The organism is Methylobacterium sp. SD274 (genome assembly GCF_017355285.1).
Classification (GTDB): domain Bacteria; phylum Pseudomonadota; class Alphaproteobacteria; order Rhizobiales; family Beijerinckiaceae; genus Methylobacterium.
Genome location: NZ_JADIJP010000008.1, coordinates 1 through 16,887 on the forward strand (window position 1 = coordinate 1; position 16,887 = coordinate 16,887).

At 62.6% G+C, this 16,887-nt stretch carries 12 protein-coding genes, 1 tRNA gene and 1 pseudogene; 4 read left to right on the plus strand and 10 right to left on the minus strand.

What is annotated here, in order from left to right:
* Together IPV08_RS09200 and IPV08_RS09205 are read right to left on the minus strand one after the other, a co-directional pair.
* Positions 1 to 317, minus strand: a 317-nt coding sequence (locus IPV08_RS09200; protein ID WP_207411739.1) for a transposase, incomplete at its 3' end; no start/stop codon positions are given.
* A 186-nt stretch (positions 318 to 503) separates the two neighbouring features.
* The gene (locus tag IPV08_RS09205) at positions 504 to 2,369 is read right to left on the minus strand and encodes a calcium-binding protein (protein WP_207411624.1); all 1,866 of its coding nucleotides are present in this window, start codon (positions 2,367 to 2,369) and stop codon (positions 504 to 506) included.
* Positions 2,370 to 2,745: 376 nt separating this feature from the next.
* Between IPV08_RS09205 and IPV08_RS09210 the strand changes: the two genes are divergently transcribed.
* Positions 2,746 to 2,934 carry a hypothetical protein gene (locus IPV08_RS09210; RefSeq protein ID WP_207411625.1) on the plus strand — a complete coding sequence of 63 codons (189 nt, stop codon included), beginning with the start codon at positions 2,746 to 2,748 and terminating at the stop codon, positions 2,932 to 2,934.
* Between the two features lie 474 nt (positions 2,935 to 3,408).
* Here IPV08_RS09210 and IPV08_RS09215 read toward each other — a convergent pair.
* Positions 3,409 to 4,511: pseudogene (locus IPV08_RS09215) on the minus strand (IS3 family transposase).
* Positions 4,512 to 4,853: 342 nt separating this feature from the next.
* Positions 4,854 to 4,929, minus strand: a tRNA-Glu gene (locus IPV08_RS09220).
* A gap of 290 nt (positions 4,930 to 5,219) precedes the next feature.
* Here IPV08_RS09220 and IPV08_RS09225 point away from each other — a divergent pair.
* Together IPV08_RS09225 and rpoH are read left to right on the plus strand one after the other, a co-directional pair.
* A complete protein-coding gene (locus IPV08_RS09225; RefSeq protein ID WP_207411626.1) occupies positions 5,220 to 6,221 on the plus strand; it encodes an RluA family pseudouridine synthase in 1,002 nt (333 codons plus the stop codon).
* 297 nt (positions 6,222 to 6,518) lie between these two features.
* Positions 6,519 to 7,409: an RNA polymerase sigma factor RpoH gene (gene rpoH / locus IPV08_RS09230; RefSeq protein WP_207411627.1), complete on the plus strand. Its 891-nt coding sequence runs from the start codon at positions 6,519 to 6,521 to the stop codon at positions 7,407 to 7,409.
* A 73-nt stretch (positions 7,410 to 7,482) separates the two neighbouring features.
* Here rpoH and IPV08_RS09235 read toward each other — a convergent pair whose 3' ends face one another.
* The 5 genes from IPV08_RS09235 to purB form a co-directional block, all read right to left on the minus strand.
* A complete protein-coding gene (locus IPV08_RS09235; RefSeq protein ID WP_207411628.1) occupies positions 7,483 to 9,051 on the minus strand; it encodes a histidine kinase in 1,569 nt (522 codons plus the stop codon).
* A gap of 182 nt (positions 9,052 to 9,233) precedes the next feature.
* Complete coding sequence (locus IPV08_RS09240) at positions 9,234 to 10,526, minus strand: adenylosuccinate synthase (RefSeq protein ID WP_207411629.1); 1,293 nt, start codon at positions 10,524 to 10,526, stop codon at positions 9,234 to 9,236.
* 137 nt (positions 10,527 to 10,663) lie between these two features.
* Entirely contained in the window at positions 10,664 to 11,002 is a 339-nt protein-coding gene (locus IPV08_RS09245) for a hypothetical protein (RefSeq protein WP_207411630.1), read from the minus strand.
* A 91-nt stretch (positions 11,003 to 11,093) separates the two neighbouring features.
* Positions 11,094 to 11,939, minus strand: coding sequence for a D-amino-acid transaminase (locus IPV08_RS09250; protein WP_207411631.1), 846 nt, complete (start codon positions 11,937 to 11,939; stop codon positions 11,094 to 11,096).
* Positions 11,940 to 12,043: 104 nt separating this feature from the next.
* Positions 12,044 to 13,351: an adenylosuccinate lyase gene (gene purB / locus IPV08_RS09255; protein WP_207411632.1), complete on the minus strand. Its 1,308-nt coding sequence runs from the start codon at positions 13,349 to 13,351 to the stop codon at positions 12,044 to 12,046.
* A gap of 368 nt (positions 13,352 to 13,719) precedes the next feature.
* On the opposite strand from purB, the gene IPV08_RS09260 reads away from it, so the two are divergent.
* Positions 13,720 to 15,879, plus strand: a complete 2,160-nt coding sequence (locus tag IPV08_RS09260) for a TonB-dependent siderophore receptor (protein WP_207411633.1) — start codon at positions 13,720 to 13,722, stop codon at positions 15,877 to 15,879.
* Between the two features lie 48 nt (positions 15,880 to 15,927).
* Here the strand turns inward: IPV08_RS09260 and IPV08_RS09265 are convergent, their stop codons facing one another.
* Positions 15,928 to 16,674, minus strand: a complete 747-nt coding sequence (locus IPV08_RS09265; RefSeq protein WP_207411634.1) for an arginyltransferase — start codon at positions 16,672 to 16,674, stop codon at positions 15,928 to 15,930.
* Between the last annotated feature and the right edge of the window lie 213 nt (positions 16,675 to 16,887).

A 16,887-nucleotide genomic window follows, 5' to 3' on the forward strand; every position in this document is an offset into this window, starting at 1 on the left:
ACGGGCACCTCGCCCTGTGCCAGGGTGAGCGAGACCAGAGACTGACAGTTGGCCTGCTTGCCCAGCGCGCCGCAGTCTTGTCGCGCCACCCCGACCGAGCGCGTGCCCTTCTTCGGCAGGGCGGTGTCGTCGATCACCACAGGCATCGGGGCCGCCCACCAGCCGATCCGCCTGGCGGCCCAGTTCCCTCCAGAGCCGCCCGTCGTCCAGGCCGGGCTGGCGATGAAGTGCTGCAGCTGATCGTGGCCCGGCAGCCCGAGGCGCGCCGCCATCGGCTGCAGGCTCTTGCGATCACTCGGACCGAGCAGGCCACGCAGGTAGAGCGGCGCCCAGGTCCTCCGGGTCTTGCGGCCCCATCACCACCAGGAACGGCGCCAGCCACGCATCGAGCTCGTTTGTCCCTTGGCGATCCTGATCCACCGCTGCCTCTCGAACCATCAAGGATGACAACGCGTTGCGACCGGTCAAAATGCCCAGGTAGCGCTAGGAGGTGGGAGCTGAACTTAGGTGAGGAGGAACCCGAAATCGTTCGCATCCAGCGACGAGGCGGCAACATCATGAAGGATGATCTTGTTGCCTGACCCAGCGCCGTCGAAGGTGATGAGCGTACTCGCTCCGCCATTCAGTCCGCTGATGTTAATATCATTGAAGCTGTTGACGAGGGCTGACACGTCAAAATGGTCTGCGCCTGACTCAAAGCCATAGACATTGTCGCGTCCAAAGTTCGCTTTGAAAGTGAAGGTATCAACCCCTGCGCCGGCATAGAGTTTGTCGCTCCCGGTGCTACCGTCAATGACCGTGTCACCCGCGCCGGCCGTGATCGTGTCGTTACCCTTGGTGCCCGTCACCGTAGCGAGCGTCGTTTCGGCATTCTGTACAGCGATCGCGACTTTCGTACTCACACCAGACATATCGAGGGTCAGCGCATCGCGCACATAGACCGTCTCGATCTCCTTGAAGTTCGTGTCGGTGAACGTGAAGGTTTCGATTCCTATAAGGAAGAGCTTGTCGTTGCCGGCATCCCCCTGGACCAGCGTCGGCGCCTCGATGACCACCAGCCTCTCGTCGCCGACTCCCCCGACCAGCGTGTCGGAGCCAGCGTCTCCGCGCAGGGTATCGTTGCCCTCGCCTCCAAAAAGCCGGTCATTTCCCGCCCCCCCAGCGAGGACGTTGGCCGTCGCATCGCCGGTCAGCGTATCCGCGTTCTGGCTTCCGCGAACGTTCTCGATATCGGTCAGGCTATCGCCTTGCGCGTCACCCCCGCTGTAGGAGCCCGTCGCCAGATTGACGGTCACACCGAGGAGGGAATGCTCGTAGCTCGCCGTGTCGCTGCCACCCGCGCCGAAAAGCTGGTCGGCTTTCGCGCCGCCTTCGAGCACATTGGCCGTCGCATCGCCCGCCAGAACGTCTTCGTATCGACTGCCGCGAAGGTTCTCGATGTCGGTCAGGATATCGCCCTCAGCGTCGCCACCGGTGTTGGCCCCCGTCGTCAGATTGACGGTGACACCGAGAAGGGAATGCTCGTAGCTCGCGGTATCGCTGCCACCCGCTCCGAAAAGCTGGTCGGCTTCCGCACCGCCTTCGAGGACGTTGGCCTTTGCATCGCCTGTCAGGAAATCTGCGTAGCGACTGCCCCAAACGTTCTCGATGCTCTCAAGGATGTCGCCTTCTGCATCCCCACCGGTGTTGACCTTGGTCGTCAGGTTCACGCCGACAGAAAAGGCTGACGTCTCGTAGCTCGACGTGTCGATACCGGCGCCACCTCGGATGACGTCGGCGCCATTGAGACCTTCGAGGATATTGTCACCCGCATCGCCGACCAAGATATCGAGGAAACGAGTGCCGACGGCGTTCTGAACGTCGATGAGAGTGTCATGAAAAACGAAGCCTGCCCTATTGTACGCTTCGCGTTCGTCAAGAAAGACCTCGACCCCTAAAGTGTCGGGCTCATTCGGCCCATCATAACCTATATAACTGGCGGTATTGTTTCCGGCGCCGCCTCGAATGATATTGGTGCCGAGATTGCCGACCAAGGTGTCGTCACCGCCACCGCCATTCAATACGTCGTTACCTGAGCCACCGTATATGAAGTCACCAAGTTTACTGCCTTGCAGAACAGAATCGCCAGTCCTGTCGTTGTAGAAGAGCAATAAAGGTCCTACTCCATCGGCAACATTTATCTGGGCGCCGCCGCTTGGATAGGTATATTTTACTGAAGGGGCTCCCCCTAATGATAAGCCCAGGAACCCGCCGACGAAGCCTACCTTGAGAGGCGCGTCTATATTTGAGTCTAGATCGGCGCTATTGCTCAAAACAATCAAGTTTTTGAGGCGACCGTCGTCCAAAATTGCTAATCCCGCCTGGCTCATAGTGTAAAATCCTATCTCAGCGCAGGTCAGGCGCACAAATTTTGCTGAATATACAGACCTCACAATGGACAAATCTGCACCAAGCGCCCGTCGTCACGGTCGCTTCACAGGGAGATCCAGATTGTGATCCGATCATCAAGGCACTGTTCAATTGCTTGCACACATGCCTATGTCGGAGGAGGGGATACAATGAGGGCTGAGACGCCAGGAATAGAGAAAGGCGGTTCGATCAAGCAAAATTTGATGGTGTGCCTAAATTGATCCTCTGGGTTTTCTCGCAAATTGTAAGGCCATCAGAGAAGCTTGGCGTGGCCCCTGGATCGTTTTGTGCACTGCTGACGTTTCTTGTGGTGCGTTACAGCATGAGTGTGCCGCAATGCTGTCGTTGCTCGAAGCCGCCGAAGACGCATTGACTGCCATGGCGCATGCGGAGAGGAAAGCCATCGATCTTCGCTTGCAGATGTCTCCAGACGAGGACGGAGTCAGCTTCTGGGCAGCCGTGGCCAAGCTCTATGCCTGGGATCAGGCGAAGCCTGTAGAGGTCCCCGAGGAATGCGCCTTTTAATATTGGGCTATGACAGCCCATATATGAGTAAGGAGCGCCGCCAGCTTGGCCCGCATCTGTATGGCCTTGATGGCAACTCGCTCGGAGCAGGGCTTTCTCCCCTTCACTCTTACTGTCGCCCATCGAGCCTGCCTAGCATCGCCGTAGCGTCTTCCTCTGCTGCGATCCGCGATCGAGCGTATCGAGAACCCTTGGACCATCGATGGTCTGGGCGTCACCAACGTTCGTTCTCAAGTGGTCATCCTCTTCGGCCTGCGGATCACGGATCACGGGTGGCGATGGCCGATCGGATGACGATCTGACGTTGGGTAATGTTGCACCATAAGGAAAGCGACACGTAGGCCGACTATCGAGAGTTTTATGAGCGCTGTACGGCCGATGGCGTGAGGGTAATGTGATCGGCCCCATTCGGTGGCTCAGGATCGAAGTTAGTGCATCGTCGGTCTGGAGTTGACCCGCTTTGTGGTCCACGGCCTATGCAAGTTCTCGGGCTATGACAGCTTGGTCGGCGAAGGCTCGGGGCGTCAAGCCGCCCAGGGCCGTATGAGGTCGGTCATCGTTGTAGTGGCACCTCCAGTCCTCGATGCGCTCACGGGCATCAGCCAGCGACAGGAACCACGAAGCGTTCAGGCATTCCGCTCGTAGGCGGCCGTTGAACGACTCGATGTAGGCGTTGTCGGTCGGCTTGCCTGGTCGTGAGAAGTCGATCTCGACCCCGTTCAGATAGGCCCATTGGTCGAGCATGCGCCCGGCGAACTCCGGTCCATTATCCACCCGCAGGCTCTTGGGCCGACCTCGCAGCCGGCCCAAGGCATCCAGAGCCTCGGTCACCTGGAAGGCGCGGAAGTTGGCTCTCGGTGTGAGCGAGAGCGCCTCTCGCGTGCGGCAATCGACGACCGTCAGGATCCGGAATGGACGACCATCGAAGAGGCGGTCGGACATGAAGTCCATGGCCTAGACCTCGTTGGGTCCACCGATCGCCGGTCGCCCCTGACGGTAGCGCCACGCCCGCTTGCGTTTGGGCAGCTTGGACCGGATCGACAGCCCCTCATCCCGGTAAATCCGGTAGGTTCGCTTGTGGTTCACCTCCCAGCCCTCCCGTCGCAGCAGGATGTGCAGCCGCCGATAGCCGTAGCGCACCCGCGCGGCGGCCAGTTCCTTCAACCGCATCTGCAGCGCGACCTGAGGGTCCGAGCGCTTCCTGTAGCGCTGGGACGAACGGCCGAAGCCGGTAGCCAGACAGGCCCGACGCTCGCTGATGTCGTAGACCACCTGCAGGTGACCAGCGACCTCACGGCGAGCGGCGGGCCTCACCACTGATCCTTCAGGACATCCTGAAGCATCGAGCGGTCCAGCGTCAGGTCGGCGACCAGTCGTTTGAGCTTGCTGTTCTCGTCCTCCAGCTGCTTGAGCTGTCGGATCTCAGGCACGCCCATGCCGACGAACTGCTTCTTCCAGCGGTAGAACGTCGGCTCAGAGACACCCATCTTCCGGCAGACCTCGTCCACCGTCGCGCCGTTCTCCGCCTACCGCAGGGCGAAGGCGATCTGTTCGTTCGTGAAGCGTTTGCGAGGCATGGCATCCACCCTCCTTCAGGGTTCAGGATGCCCGAAAAACTTGCGCTCAGCGCGGACCAGTTTGATGGGGCAAGGTCGCTGGCCCGTAGGCCATACCTCAGGGCGGACCACTTCGATGGAGGCGGATCACATGGACGGTCGCCGCTTTAACAATCCAGACTTCGCTGAGAGTCTTAAAAAGATCGTCCAGAGCTAAAAAGATTAGATTGGCGCACGTAAATACTTGGTACGCACTACGGAAATCGAACCCGCCTCTCTAGCGTGAAAGGCTAATGCCCTCACCGATAGTCGAATGGCGCTAAAGGGATTTTTCGCTGTGAATGCAAGTAAAAGCCAATTTATTGGCGCTCCCTAGGGGAATCGAACCCCTGTTTTCGCCGTGAGAGGGCGACGTCCTAGACCGCTAGACGAAGGGAGCGCGTATACTCCTAGTACACCGCTAGGACTACTCTTACTAACAACACGAAGTCAACTCCCTTGGATAGGACTTTGGGAGCCACCCTTCGGCCCGTAGGCTTCGATGGTAGGGCTACCAACCCTAACCCCTTGAACCTACACACATGGTAGGATGGTAGGGGTATAAAGACATCCTAGACCGCTAGACGATGGGAGCTTTCCGGGCGGCTGGCGATCGTATAGCGACGGTCGGGCGGGGGAGCAAGGCCTCCCGAGCGCTTAAATTTCATCGGCATCGAAAGAGATCATATCGTGCAAGAACCGCAGGACCGCCGTGTCGTCCTCGACCTGGACGCACAGGCGGAGCGTATCGACAGGGCGCTCGCCCGCGCGCTGCCGGACGTGTCGCGTTCGCGGTTGCAGGAGCTGATCCGTACCGGTCAGGTGAGCAAGGATGGAATCGTCGTTCTGGACCTCTCCCTGAAGGTCAGCGGAGGTGCCGTCCTCGACGTGACGATTCCTGCGCCGGTGGATGCGACGCCAATGGCGGAAGCTCTCGATCTCGCTATCGTTCACGAGGACGACGACCTGATCGTCATCGACAAGCCGGCGGGGCTGGTGGTTCACCCGGCGCCCGGTCACGATGCTGGAACCCTTGTGAATGGCCTCATCGCTCATTGCGGCGAGAGCCTGTCGGGGATCGGCGGTGTACGGAGGCCTGGTATCGTGCACCGGCTCGACAAGGACACGAGCGGTCTCCTCGTCGTCGCCAAGAACGATCTGGCCCATAAGGGGCTCACGGCGCAGTTTGCCGACCATGGCCGTAACGGACCGCTGGAGCGTGCGTATCTCGCCCTGACCTGGGGAGCGCCGGAGCCCCGGCTGGGCACGATCGATGTCGAGCTCGCGCGCAGCCAGCGCAATCGCGAGAAGATCGCCGTCATGCGCCCGGGGGAGGGCCGTACAGCCATCACCCATTACGTCGTCGAGGAGATCCTGGACGCGGGCGCCGAAGTCGCCCTCGTCCGTTGCCGGCTCGAGACCGGACGGACGCATCAGATCCGCGTCCATCTCAGTCATCGCGGCCATCCGCTTCTCGGCGATACGGTCTATGGCAACGCCTTCAAGACCAAGGCCGGCCGACTCGGCGAAGCGGCGCGGGCCAAGCTCGAAGCTTTGGGTCGGCAGGCGCTTCACGCTGCCATATTGGGTTTCGAGCACCCACGCACCGGCGAGGTGCTGCGGTTCGAAAGCCCGATCCCGCCGGATATGGCTGCCCTCATCGCTGCCTTGCGGGGGCCAACGAAGCCTTGAGGAGCCGAGCAGCGACCCCAGATATTCGGACGGAATCGTCGATTCCCGTCACTGTTGCGGAGTTGCGCCTGTCAAGGATGGCCGGCAAACAGGTGTGCGGGCGCACCCCGGCCCGCGGCCTTTCGTGTCACCTTCGAGCCATCGGCTCACTGGCGCGTTGTTAGCCACGTTCGAGTCACGGACCGCTACCGCACCGTTTTCTTTCCGGGTAGGCTCGGGGAGTGGGACGGTCGGCTCATAGAGCGGCGGTTCGTTTCTGGTCTGCCCGGATGGGGGACCTTGTAGGGAGAGATGACTATGGCAGGCGCACTACCCGTGCTCGCCACCGAAGGTGGACTTTCGCGCTACCTCGATGAGATCCGCAAGTTTCCGATGCTCGAGCCGAACGAGGAGTTCACGCTTGCCAAGAGCTGGCGTGAAAAGGGTGACCGCGATGCGGCGCACCGGCTCGTGACATCGCATCTCCGACTCGTGGCCAAGATCGCCATGGGTTACCGTGGTTATGGCCTTCCCATCGGCGAAGTCGTGTCCGAAGGGAATGTCGGCCTCATGCAAGCGGTCAAGCGGTTCGAGCCGGACAAGGGCTTCCGACTCGCCACCTATGCTATGTGGTGGATCAAGGCTGCGATCCAAGAGTACATTCTACGCTCTTGGTCGCTGGTGAAGATGGGCACCACCGCAAACCAGAAGAAGCTGTTCTTCAACCTCCGTAAGGCCAAGGGCAAGATCTCCGCCCTGGATGAAGGGGATCTGAAACCCGATCAGGTGGCTCAGATCGCGGTCAAGCTCGGCGTGCCCGAGCAGGACGTGATCGACATGAATCGCCGCCTGTCCGGCGATACCTCCCTCAACGCTCCCCTCCGCGAAGAAGGTGAGGGTGAGTGGCAGGATTGGCTGGTGGACAACAGCCCGAGTCAGGAAACCGTGCTCGCCCGCGAGGAAGAGGGCCAGAACCGGCTGACCGCCTTGCGCGATGCGCTGTCGGTCCTGAACCCGCGTGAGCGTCGCATCTTCGAGGCGCGCCGACTTGCGGACGACCCGATCACCCTCGAAGACCTGTCAGGCGAGTTTGGAGTCTCGCGCGAGCGCGTCCGACAGATCGAGGTTCGAGCCTTCGAGAAGATCCAGGAGGCAGTGAAACGCAACCTCGCTACCCGCGAGGCCCCGCGGGCGGCCGCTCACGCCTGAAGTTTCCTCCGAGGGGCACTTAGAGAGAAGGCCGGTTTCGCTGATGCGGAACCGGCCTTTTTTTATCGTGTGCCTATCGACGCCATTGCTCGAAGGCTGAGCGGATGACCTGATTGCCCGAAGTGCCCTTCTCGAAAGTCAGGACGCCACGAGGGCCCGAGACGAACTTCATCGGTAGGTCGAACCAGTTACGATGCTCCAACAGGTCGGTGTTCCGGTCTACATCGGCTTGAAGCGAGGACAGGCCGATTAGGAACAGGTTCTCCTTGACGCGTACCGGCAGGCCCGAGACAGGCGATCCCCGGCCCCCTTCTTCATCCTTCGCACTCAGAAGGCCGACATCCTGAACCGCATGCGTATCCCCGGCGGGGCTGGTGGTGGTGAAGGCAAGTTCGATGGTGTGGGACGCAGGAAAGGTGGGATCGAGGTTCCGTCGGATCGTCATCACCAGCGACAGGCCAGCATCGGCAAAGGTCACACGCCCCCGGATCACGGTCTCCAGTGGCTGGCCCTGTTCGCCATTCATCGCCTCGAGACGCCAGACCACCATGCCCTGGAAGGTGATCGGCTGTGCATTTCCGCCCGCTGTATTCTCTTCGAAAAGAACGGCCCGCTGTGCGACTGCCACATCGGGCTGGGTCGGTGCCTTGCCGGCATCCGGCGTTGCCGTCGTCGGGCGGGCGGGAGCCTGACGAGAGGTCTGGTCGCGTCGCTCCGGGAGGGCGGGAGCGTCACCGCCGATCCGATCTGCATATTTCGATGCCGCCGGATCGGACCCCTCCTCTTGTGTCTCCGTGATTCCAGGCTGCAGGTCCGAAGGTTTGTCGCGAAGCATGAAGGCCGCTACCGCGATGAGCCCGACGACGACCAGGAGAACGCTTCCCACGAAGACATTCCGGAGAAGGCGAGGGCGGCCCTTGCGCGGGGCGACGACGTCGATCCGTGGACGATGCCGCGCATTCGAGGAATCGACAGGCATGCCCGCCGCGTCACGCTCGGCGGGCGGCGCTTCGATCGATGGTTCTATGGGTGATTCCGACTCCGTGGATTGACCAGATGGCGTCTCAGCGCCCGAGGTCATCTTCGCAGCGTCTCGCGCAGCCTTCCGGTCGGCGACCCTGTCGGCAGATTTCGCCTTCCGCGGCTTGATCGGTAAGACCGCAGCAGGGCCGTCTGAGACAGGCCCCTGTTCCGCTGCCGGGGGAAGAGACTTGGGTGGCGACGCGTCTGCGTTTGCAACACGCGAGCGATCCGGCCGCGAGGGCCGAATGCCCAAGTTTGGCTCAGGTGCGGGCGGCAGGGTCGGTTCGGCGAAGTCGCGCTCGGTCGGTTCCGGTAATCGATCCGGAGCCGCCGCTTCCGGCAGGGTGTCGCGCTCCTCGGGGGCAACGAAGATCGGCGGCACGACATCGTTGGCCGCGGCGGCCGGCGGCTCGCCAAATTCGTTCTCGACCCGTTCGATGGCGGTTTCGAGGGCTTTGCTCTCGAGGTCGATGTCGGCTTCGGATAGCGGTGGTTCGAGCGACCGGAGCTGTCCGATCAGAGCGCCGCGCGCCCGGTCATAGACCGCCTTGCGCAGGGCGGGAGACCGATCCGGCATCGCTTGAAGCGCTCGTGCCAGCAAAGGGTAATAATCGGCCATCGAACCTCGGTCCGCCCTGTTCTCACCGTCCAGATATGGGCGCCCGGCGGGGCGCGACCGCATGATCAGCGATGCCTGTCCCTCGAACGAGGCACCCACCAGCCCTACAGCGCTTGATCACTCGGGAAATTGCCACCGGTCGCCTTGTCGCTACCCCAAGTACTGAAGCCTCAGCCGGACGCTCAATCCTCGAAGGGATTGTGCATCAGGATGGTGTCGTTGCGCTCCGGCGACGTCGAGAGCAACGCCACGGGTGCCCCGATCAGTTCTTCGATCCGCCGTACATACTTGATTGCCTGGGCGGGAAGATCGGCCCATGAGCGCGCACCCGCGGTGGTGCCGGACCAGCCTTCGATGATCTCGTAGATCGGCTCGACCTTAGCCTGTGCCGCTTGATTGGCGGGCAAATGGTCAAGAACCTGGCCATCGAGGCGGTACCCGGTGCAGACCTTGATCTCCTCGAACCCGTCGAGGATGTCGAGCTTGGTCAAGGCGATGCCGTCGATGCCTGAGGTTCGGACGGTCTGGCGCACCAGAACGGCGTCGAACCAGCCGCACCGACGTTTGCGCCCCGTATTGACGCCGAATTCGCGGCCTTTGGCCCCGATCGTTTCGCCGATTTCATCGAACAGTTCGGTCGGGAACGGGCCTTCGCCCACGCGCGTCGTATAGGCCTTGGCGATACCCAGCACGTAGCCGATCGCGGACGGCCCCATGCCGGAGCCAGTGGCGGCCTGGGCGGCGACGATGTTGGAGGAGGTGACGAACGGGTAGGTGCCGTGATCGACGTCGAGGAGGGCACCCTGCGCGCCCTCGAACAGGATGCGCTTGCCCGCCCGGCGTTCGTCGTCGAGGAGCTTCCACACGGTGGTGGCGTAGGGGAGGATCGTCGGCGCGATCGCCTTCAGTTCTGCGAGCAACGCGCCGGCATCGACCTCGTCGATCCCAAGACCGCGGCGGAGGGCATTGTGGTGGGTGAGCACCCGCTCGATCTTCGATTCCAGCGTGCTTTCGTCGGCCAAGTCGACCACGCGGATGGCCCGACGGCCGACCTTGTCCTCGTAGGCTGGGCCGATACCGCGCTTCGTCGTGCCGATCTTGAGACCGGCATTGGACGTCTCGCGGAAATGGTCGAGTTCCCGGTGAAGCGGAAGGATCAGCGTCGCGTTATCGGCGATGCGGAGGCTCTCGGGCGAGATCTCGACGCCCTGCGCCTGAAGCCGGGCGATCTCGTCCACGAGGTGCCACGGATCAACCACGACGCCATTGCCGATCACCGAGAGCTTTCCGCCCCGGACAACGCCGGAGGGGAGAAGCGCCAGCTTGTAGGTCACACCGTCGATGACCAGCGTATGCCCGGCATTGTGGCCGCCCTGAAAGCGAACCACGACGTCGGCCTGCTCCGAGAGCCAGTCGACGATCTTACCCTTGCCTTCGTCGCCCCATTGGGCGCCCACGACGACGACGTTCGCCATTCACTTCAACCTGTCCGGTGCCCGCGTGGAAACGCCCCGCCGCGAAGGCGGGCCGACACGCATCTCCGGGGTCTTTCCGCGATCCCAGGCCGGAAATCAAGCAAACCGCGCCCGAAGGCTTGGGGCGCGCCCAATTCCTAGCGCGCTTCCGTCCCCGGTTCGCGGCCCGGCAACTGGCCCGGCTTGATCACCGGCATGCCGCTGTTCTCGGACTCGGGAGGCTTAACCACCAGGCCCGGGGCGGAATTACCGGGCGGCGTGATGACGCCGTCGTTCTTCTCGAGCTTGTCGCTCAAGGTCGAGCCGCCGGTCCCTTCCTCGGACGGACGAACCTTCTCCGGCACCGTCTCCGTGGAGGGCGGGATGTTCGGGGAGGTGTCGCGCCCTTTCAGCGGTGCATCGGGCGACTGGGCATAGGCGCCCGACGCCGTCAGGGCGAAAGCAAGCAGTGCGGCGTGACGAAACGGTCTCGGCATCGATGTCCCCCAGAAAGTCGGGAGACAAACCGCTCCGGCGGCGATGCAGTTCCTATGGCGGCGCCGGATGACGGATGAGACCGGCCCGCCCTTATGCCCCGGCCATCTCCAGATAAAGTGCGCGCAGCCGCTTCGTCAGCGCGCCCGGCTTGCCGTCGCCCAGTTCGTGCCCGTCGATGTCGATGACGGGCATCACGAAGGCGGACGCGCTGGTGTAGAAGGCCTCCTCAGCCGCGAACGCCTCCTCCACGGAGAACAGCCGCTCCTCGATCGTCAGGCCTGCTTCCTCGGCAAGGCGCATGACGGCGAGGCGCGTGATGCCGGGCAGCAGGGCGGTGGAGAGCGGGCGGGTGACCACCTTTCCGCCGGTGATGATGAAGGCGGTCGACGAGGAGCCCTCGGTGACGAAACCGTCCTCCACCATCCAGGCCTCCGCGACGCCGGCCTTGGCCGCTTCCTGCTTGGCCAGAACTTGGGCGAGGAGCGCCACCGACTTGATGTCGCGCCGCTTCCAGCGGATATCGGGAACGGTGATGACCTTGGCGCCCCGCTCCGCCAGCGGGTTCCTGGCCACGGTCTTGGCCTGCGTGAACATCACCACGGTGGGTTCGGTCTCGGCCGGCGGGAAGGCGAAATCCCGCTCGTAGGCGCCCCGCGTCACCTGCATGTAGACGAGGCCCTCGTCGACACCGTTGCGACGGACCAGTTCGGTCTCTAGCCGGATCCAGTCTTCAGTCCGGTAGGGATTGCGGATGCCGATCTCGCCCAGCGATCGGTCGAGCCGGGCCAGATGCGCCGCGTTGTCCACGAGACGGCCGCCGAGGACGGCCGACACTTCATAAATGCCGTCCGCGAACAGGAAGCCCCGGTCCATGATTGACACGGTCGCCGCCTCGAAAGGCACGAACTCGCCGTTGACGTAGACGATGCGCGACATGGAATTCTCTCTCGATCCGGACTGACGCGGCCACCTCGCCGCTACGCGATCCGCGAAGCACGAAATGTGCTCCGCGGATCACCACGTCGGGTTACGGTCCTGGCTCAGGCCGTACCGAAAACGCGCGAAAAAATCGTGTCCACGTGCTTGAAATGGTAGCCGAGGTCGAAGCACTCCTCGATCTGCTCAGGGCTCAGCGACGCGGTGACGTCCGCATCGGCCTTCAACAGGGTGAGGAAGTCGCCCTCGCCGCGCCAGACCGGCATGGCGTTACGCTGGACCAGGCGATACGCGTCCTCGCGGGATACGCCCGCCTGCGTCAGGGCCAGCAGCACCCGCTGCGAGTGGACGAGGCCGCCGAGCTTGTCGAGATTTCGCTGCATCTGCTCGGGATAGATCAGCAGCTTGTCGATCACGCCGGTCAGTCGCGCCAGAGCGAAATCGAGAGTTACCGTCGCGTCGGGGCCGATCATGCGCTCCACCGAGGAATGCGAGATGTCGCGCTCGTGCCAGAGCGCCACGTTCTCCATGGCGGGGAGGGCGAAGGAGCGCACCATGCGGGCGAGACCCGTCAGATTCTCGGTGAGGACGGGATTGCGCTTGTGCGGCATGGCCGACGAGCCCTTCTGGCCCTCGGAGAAGAACTCTTCCGCTTCCAGAACTTCCGTGCGCTGCAGGTGGCGTACCTCGATGGAGAGACGCTCCACCGAACTCGCGACGACGCCCAGGGTGGCGAAGAACATGGCGTGGCGGTCGCGCGGGATGACCTGCGTGGAGACCGGCTCGGGGGTGAGGCCCATCGCCTTGGCGACATACTCCTCCACGCGCGGGTCGATGTTGGCGAAGGTGCCGACGGCGCCAGAGATCGCGCAGGTGGCGACTTCCTCGCGGGCGGCGACGAGACGGGCGCGGGCGCGCTCGAACTCGGCATAGGCCTGGGCGAGCTTCAGGCCGAAGGTCACCGGCTCGGCATGGATGCCGTGCGAGCGACCGATGGTCGGGGTCAGCTTGTGCTCGAAGGCCCGGCGCTTGATCGCGGCGAGAAGCGCATCGACATCTTTGATCAGGATGTCGGCGGCCCGGATGAGCTGCACGTTGAAACAGGTGTCGAGGACGTCCGATGAGGTCATGCCCTGGTGCACGAACCGCGCATCGGGGCCCACAATCTCGGCCAGATGCGTCAGGAAGGCGATGACGTCATGCTTGGTGACCGCCTCGATGGCGTCGATGCGGGCGACGTCGAAGACCGCGTCGCGGCCCTTTTCCCAGATCGTCGCAGCAGCTTCCTTGGGCACGACGCCGATCTCGGCCAGCGCCGTGGTGGCGTGAGCCTCGATCTCGAACCAGATGCGGAAGCGGCTTTCGGGTGACCAGATCGCCGTCATTTCGGGGCGGCTATAGCGGGGGATCATGCGACGCCTCGGGCAGGACGGGTTGGAGCGATGAGGCTGGCGCCTAGCATGAGCGGAGGCTGCGCTCAACGCGACGTCACAGAAGCACTCTGTATGGTGTGATACATTTATGCATCGCAGTGGCGAAACCAGAGGCGTCCGAATAGCCGAGCTGATGCACTAATGACGGGATTTCCATCGCATGTCCTGAAACTTGGGCGATATTCTGGAATAATTATCAAAAGATTCCAAAATCTAGGTCGCTGTCAAACTGGCCGCAACCGGTTGCCGATCAATTTAGCGTGTCTATTAGACAAATAGCATCTGCATGATGAGCGGAATATATCGCTATTTATGCAGAATATTTCAAATATAACTGAGGCGCACCGATGCACCCCTTTGCCCGCCTACGTCTGATCACGGTTCTAACAGCCGTACCTTTCATGTCGGACGTGCGGGCAGCCAAAGCACAGGCAGATATTCCCGATTCCGGTCATCATGCTGAAGTCACGTTAGACCAGCTCGATGTCGAGGGAACAGGGGGACATACTACAGGCTACCGCGCCAACCGCAGCCGGAGCGCGACGAAGACGGACACCCAGCTGATCGACACCCCGCAGGCGGTGACGGTCGTGACGCGCGAGCAGGTCCAGGATCAGGGGTTCCAGGGAGTCACCGAAGCCCTGCGCTACGTGCCCGGCGTGTTCCTGCACCAGGGTGCCGGCAACCGGGACGAGGTCGTGATCCGCGGGCAGCAATCCAGCGCCGATTTCTACGTCAACGGCATGCGCGACGACGCGATGTACTACCGCGATCTCTACAACGTCGAGCGGATCGAAGTGCTCAAGGGACCGAACGCAATGATCTTCGGTCGCGGCGGCGGCGGGGGCGTCGTCAATCGCGTGCTCAAGGACGCCACCGGAACTCCGGTTCGGGAAGTCATCCTTCAGGGTGGCCAGTATTTTAATAAAAGGGTGGCCGTGGATGTCGGCGACCGGGTCTCGGACAGCGTGTTCTTCCGCCTCAACGGAATGTTCGAGGATAGTGGCACCTATCGTGACCACGTCGATCTGCGGCGCTGGGGCATCAATCCGACGGCGACGATCCTGCTCGGGCCCGAGACCACGCTGAAACTGTCCTACGAGTATTTCCACGACGATCGGACGGCGGATCGCGGGATCCCGTCCCAGTTCGGGCGGCCCTATCGGTATCGCGACAACATCAGAACGTTCTTCGGCAATCCCGACCTCAGCTACTCCCGCGTGGATGCACATATCGCGACGGCGGTTCTCGATCACCGCTTCGCCTCGGGCGTCGAGATGCGGAGCCAGTTCCGCTACGCCGATTACGCCAAGGCCTATCAGGTCGTGTATCCGAGCATCCGCGCCGGCGGTGCGGTGAACGCCGCCGGGACGACCGTCGATCTCAGCGCGTTCAACAACGACACGCCGAGGACAAACTTCTTCAACCAGAACGATTTCACGTACAAATTCGCCACGGGGCCGCTGGCCCATACGCTGCTCGCGGGTTTCGAACTCGGCAAGCAGGAAGGCATCACCTACCGGGAGGAAGGCTTCTTCGCGACGACCGGAACGCAGACGCTGACCGTCAATCCGCTCTCACCGGTTTCGCGAGTCCCCGTCAGTTTCCGCAACCTGGCTTCGTCCTCCAACAGCCGCTACGACCTCGGACTGGCTGCGGTCTACGTCCAGGATCAGATCGAGGTCGGCCCCCATGTCCAGGTGATCGGTGGCCTGCGCTACGATCATTTCGATTTCTCCTCGACGGACCGGCGCACCAACGTCACCAATTCCCGCATCGACGATCTGCTGTCGCCCAGGGTCGGATTGGTGTTCAAGCCGGTGGACAGCCTCGCCTTCTACGGCAACTACAGCATCTCCTACCTGCCATCCGCCGGCGACCAGTTCAGCGCCCTGTCCGAAGGGCTCGCCATCGCCGAGCCGGAGCGGTTCGAGAACCGCGAGGTCGGCGTGAAATGGGACCTCTCGTCGACGCTCCAACTCACCGGCGCGCTCTACGACCTCGACCGGTTCAACCAGCGGCTCGCCGATCCGAACCGCCCTGGCTTCTTCCTGCTGAGCGGCCAGACCAACGCGAAGGGTGTCGAGATCGGCGCGAACGGCTTCGTCACCGATTGGTGGCAGATCGCGGGCGGCTATGCCTTCACCGATGCGCGCATCGTCAGCGGGTTCAGCTCGGCACTTATCGTCCCGGGCAACCATGTCGGACTGGTGCCGTTCAACGCCGTCACCCTATGGAATAAGTTCGCGGTCACGCCGTCCTTCTCGTTCGGTATCGGCGCGATCCACCAGACCCACACGTTCGCGGCAGCCGACAACACGGTCAGGCTCCCAGGCTACACCCGCTTCGATCTCGGCCTCTTCTATCAGGTCACGGATCTGGTGCGGGCGCAGATCAACATCGAGAATCTTTTCGACCGGGGCTACATCGCCACGGCGGACGGCAACAACAACATCAGCCCGGGCGCACCGAGGATCATTCGCGCTCAGGTGATCGCCAAATTCTGACGCGTGGTTCGCGTCGACGCCGCTCCGGTGAGCGATCGGGGCTGCGGACTAATCCACCCGCTGCCAGCCCGGCCCCATCAGGCGCTCCTGGGGTCGGAAGCGGGCCTTGTAATCCATCTTCCGCGAGCCATCGACCCAATAGCCAAGATAGAGATAGGGCAGGCCGAGGGAAGCGGCTCGGCGGATATGGTCGAGGATCATGAACGTTCCGAGCGAACGCTGGGCCTCCGCCGGATCGTAGAAGGAATAGACCATCGACAGGCCATCGGAGAGGACGTCCGTCAGGCAGAGAGCTACGGTCGGCCCCGTACCCCGCCCGTTGATCGCCGTGTCCGGGCCTCGTCGGCGATAGGCCACGAGATGGGTGTCCACATGGCTGTCCTCGATCATCATGGCGTAGTCGAGCACGGTCATGTCGACCATGCCGCCATCGCCATGGCGCGCGTCGAGATAACGGCGAAAGAGAGCGTATTGCTCTGAGGCAGGACGATTGGGCTCCGGATTGCCGACGAGATCCGCGTTCCGCTGGAGGATGCGGCGATGGCTCGCCGAAGCGACGAAATCCGACACCAGAACTCGCACGGAGATACATGCCCGACAGGTCTCGCATGCCGGGCGATAGGCTATGGTCTGCGAGCGTCGGAAGCCGCCCTGCGTGAGGATCTCGTTGAGGTCACGGGCGCGCCGACCTACGAGATGGGTGAACACCTTCCGTTCCTCCTGACCCGGCAGATAAGGGCAGGGCGAAGGTGCCGTCAGATAGAATTGCGGGGTGTCTCGGGGATGGCTCGTCACGCTTGCAGCTGACCTCGGGGCCGGCGGGAGCGTTCCCCGCACTCAATGAGTGTACCCGCCCCGCGCCAGGTCTCAAGTGGGTGAAAGTCGCGGTATCTCATTTTCAGCGTGAAGGCTGGCATGGTCGGCCCGCCGAGCGTATCACCGCGCCCGGGTGGGGAGCGACCGTATTTCGGAGGCAATTCAGGACGAAATCATCCCATGTCGTGACGG

Coding starts and splice junctions, on each gene's coding strand:
- purB (WP_207411632.1), bottom strand. CDS start 13,351: ATGATCCCCCGCTATAGCCGCCCCGAAATGACGGCGATCTGGTCACCC.
- IPV08_RS09235 (WP_207411628.1), bottom strand. CDS start 9,051: ATGGCCGATTATTACCCTTTGCTGGCACGAGCGCTTCAAGCGATGCCG.
- rpoH (WP_207411627.1), top strand. CDS start 6,519: ATGGCAGGCGCACTACCCGTGCTCGCCACCGAAGGTGGACTTTCGCGC.
- IPV08_RS09210 (WP_207411625.1), top strand. CDS start 2,746: ATGCTGTCGTTGCTCGAAGCCGCCGAAGACGCATTGACTGCCATGGCG.
- IPV08_RS09250 (WP_207411631.1), bottom strand. CDS start 11,939: ATGTCGCGCATCGTCTACGTCAACGGCGAGTTCGTGCCTTTCGAGGCG.
- IPV08_RS09205 (WP_207411624.1), bottom strand. CDS start 2,369: ATGAGCCAGGCGGGATTAGCAATTTTGGACGACGGTCGCCTCAAAAAC.
- IPV08_RS09240 (WP_207411629.1), bottom strand. CDS start 10,526: ATGGCGAACGTCGTCGTCGTGGGCGCCCAATGGGGCGACGAAGGCAAG.
- IPV08_RS09245 (WP_207411630.1), bottom strand. CDS start 11,002: ATGCCGAGACCGTTTCGTCACGCCGCACTGCTTGCTTTCGCCCTGACG.
- IPV08_RS09260 (WP_207411633.1), top strand. CDS start 13,720: ATGCACCCCTTTGCCCGCCTACGTCTGATCACGGTTCTAACAGCCGTA.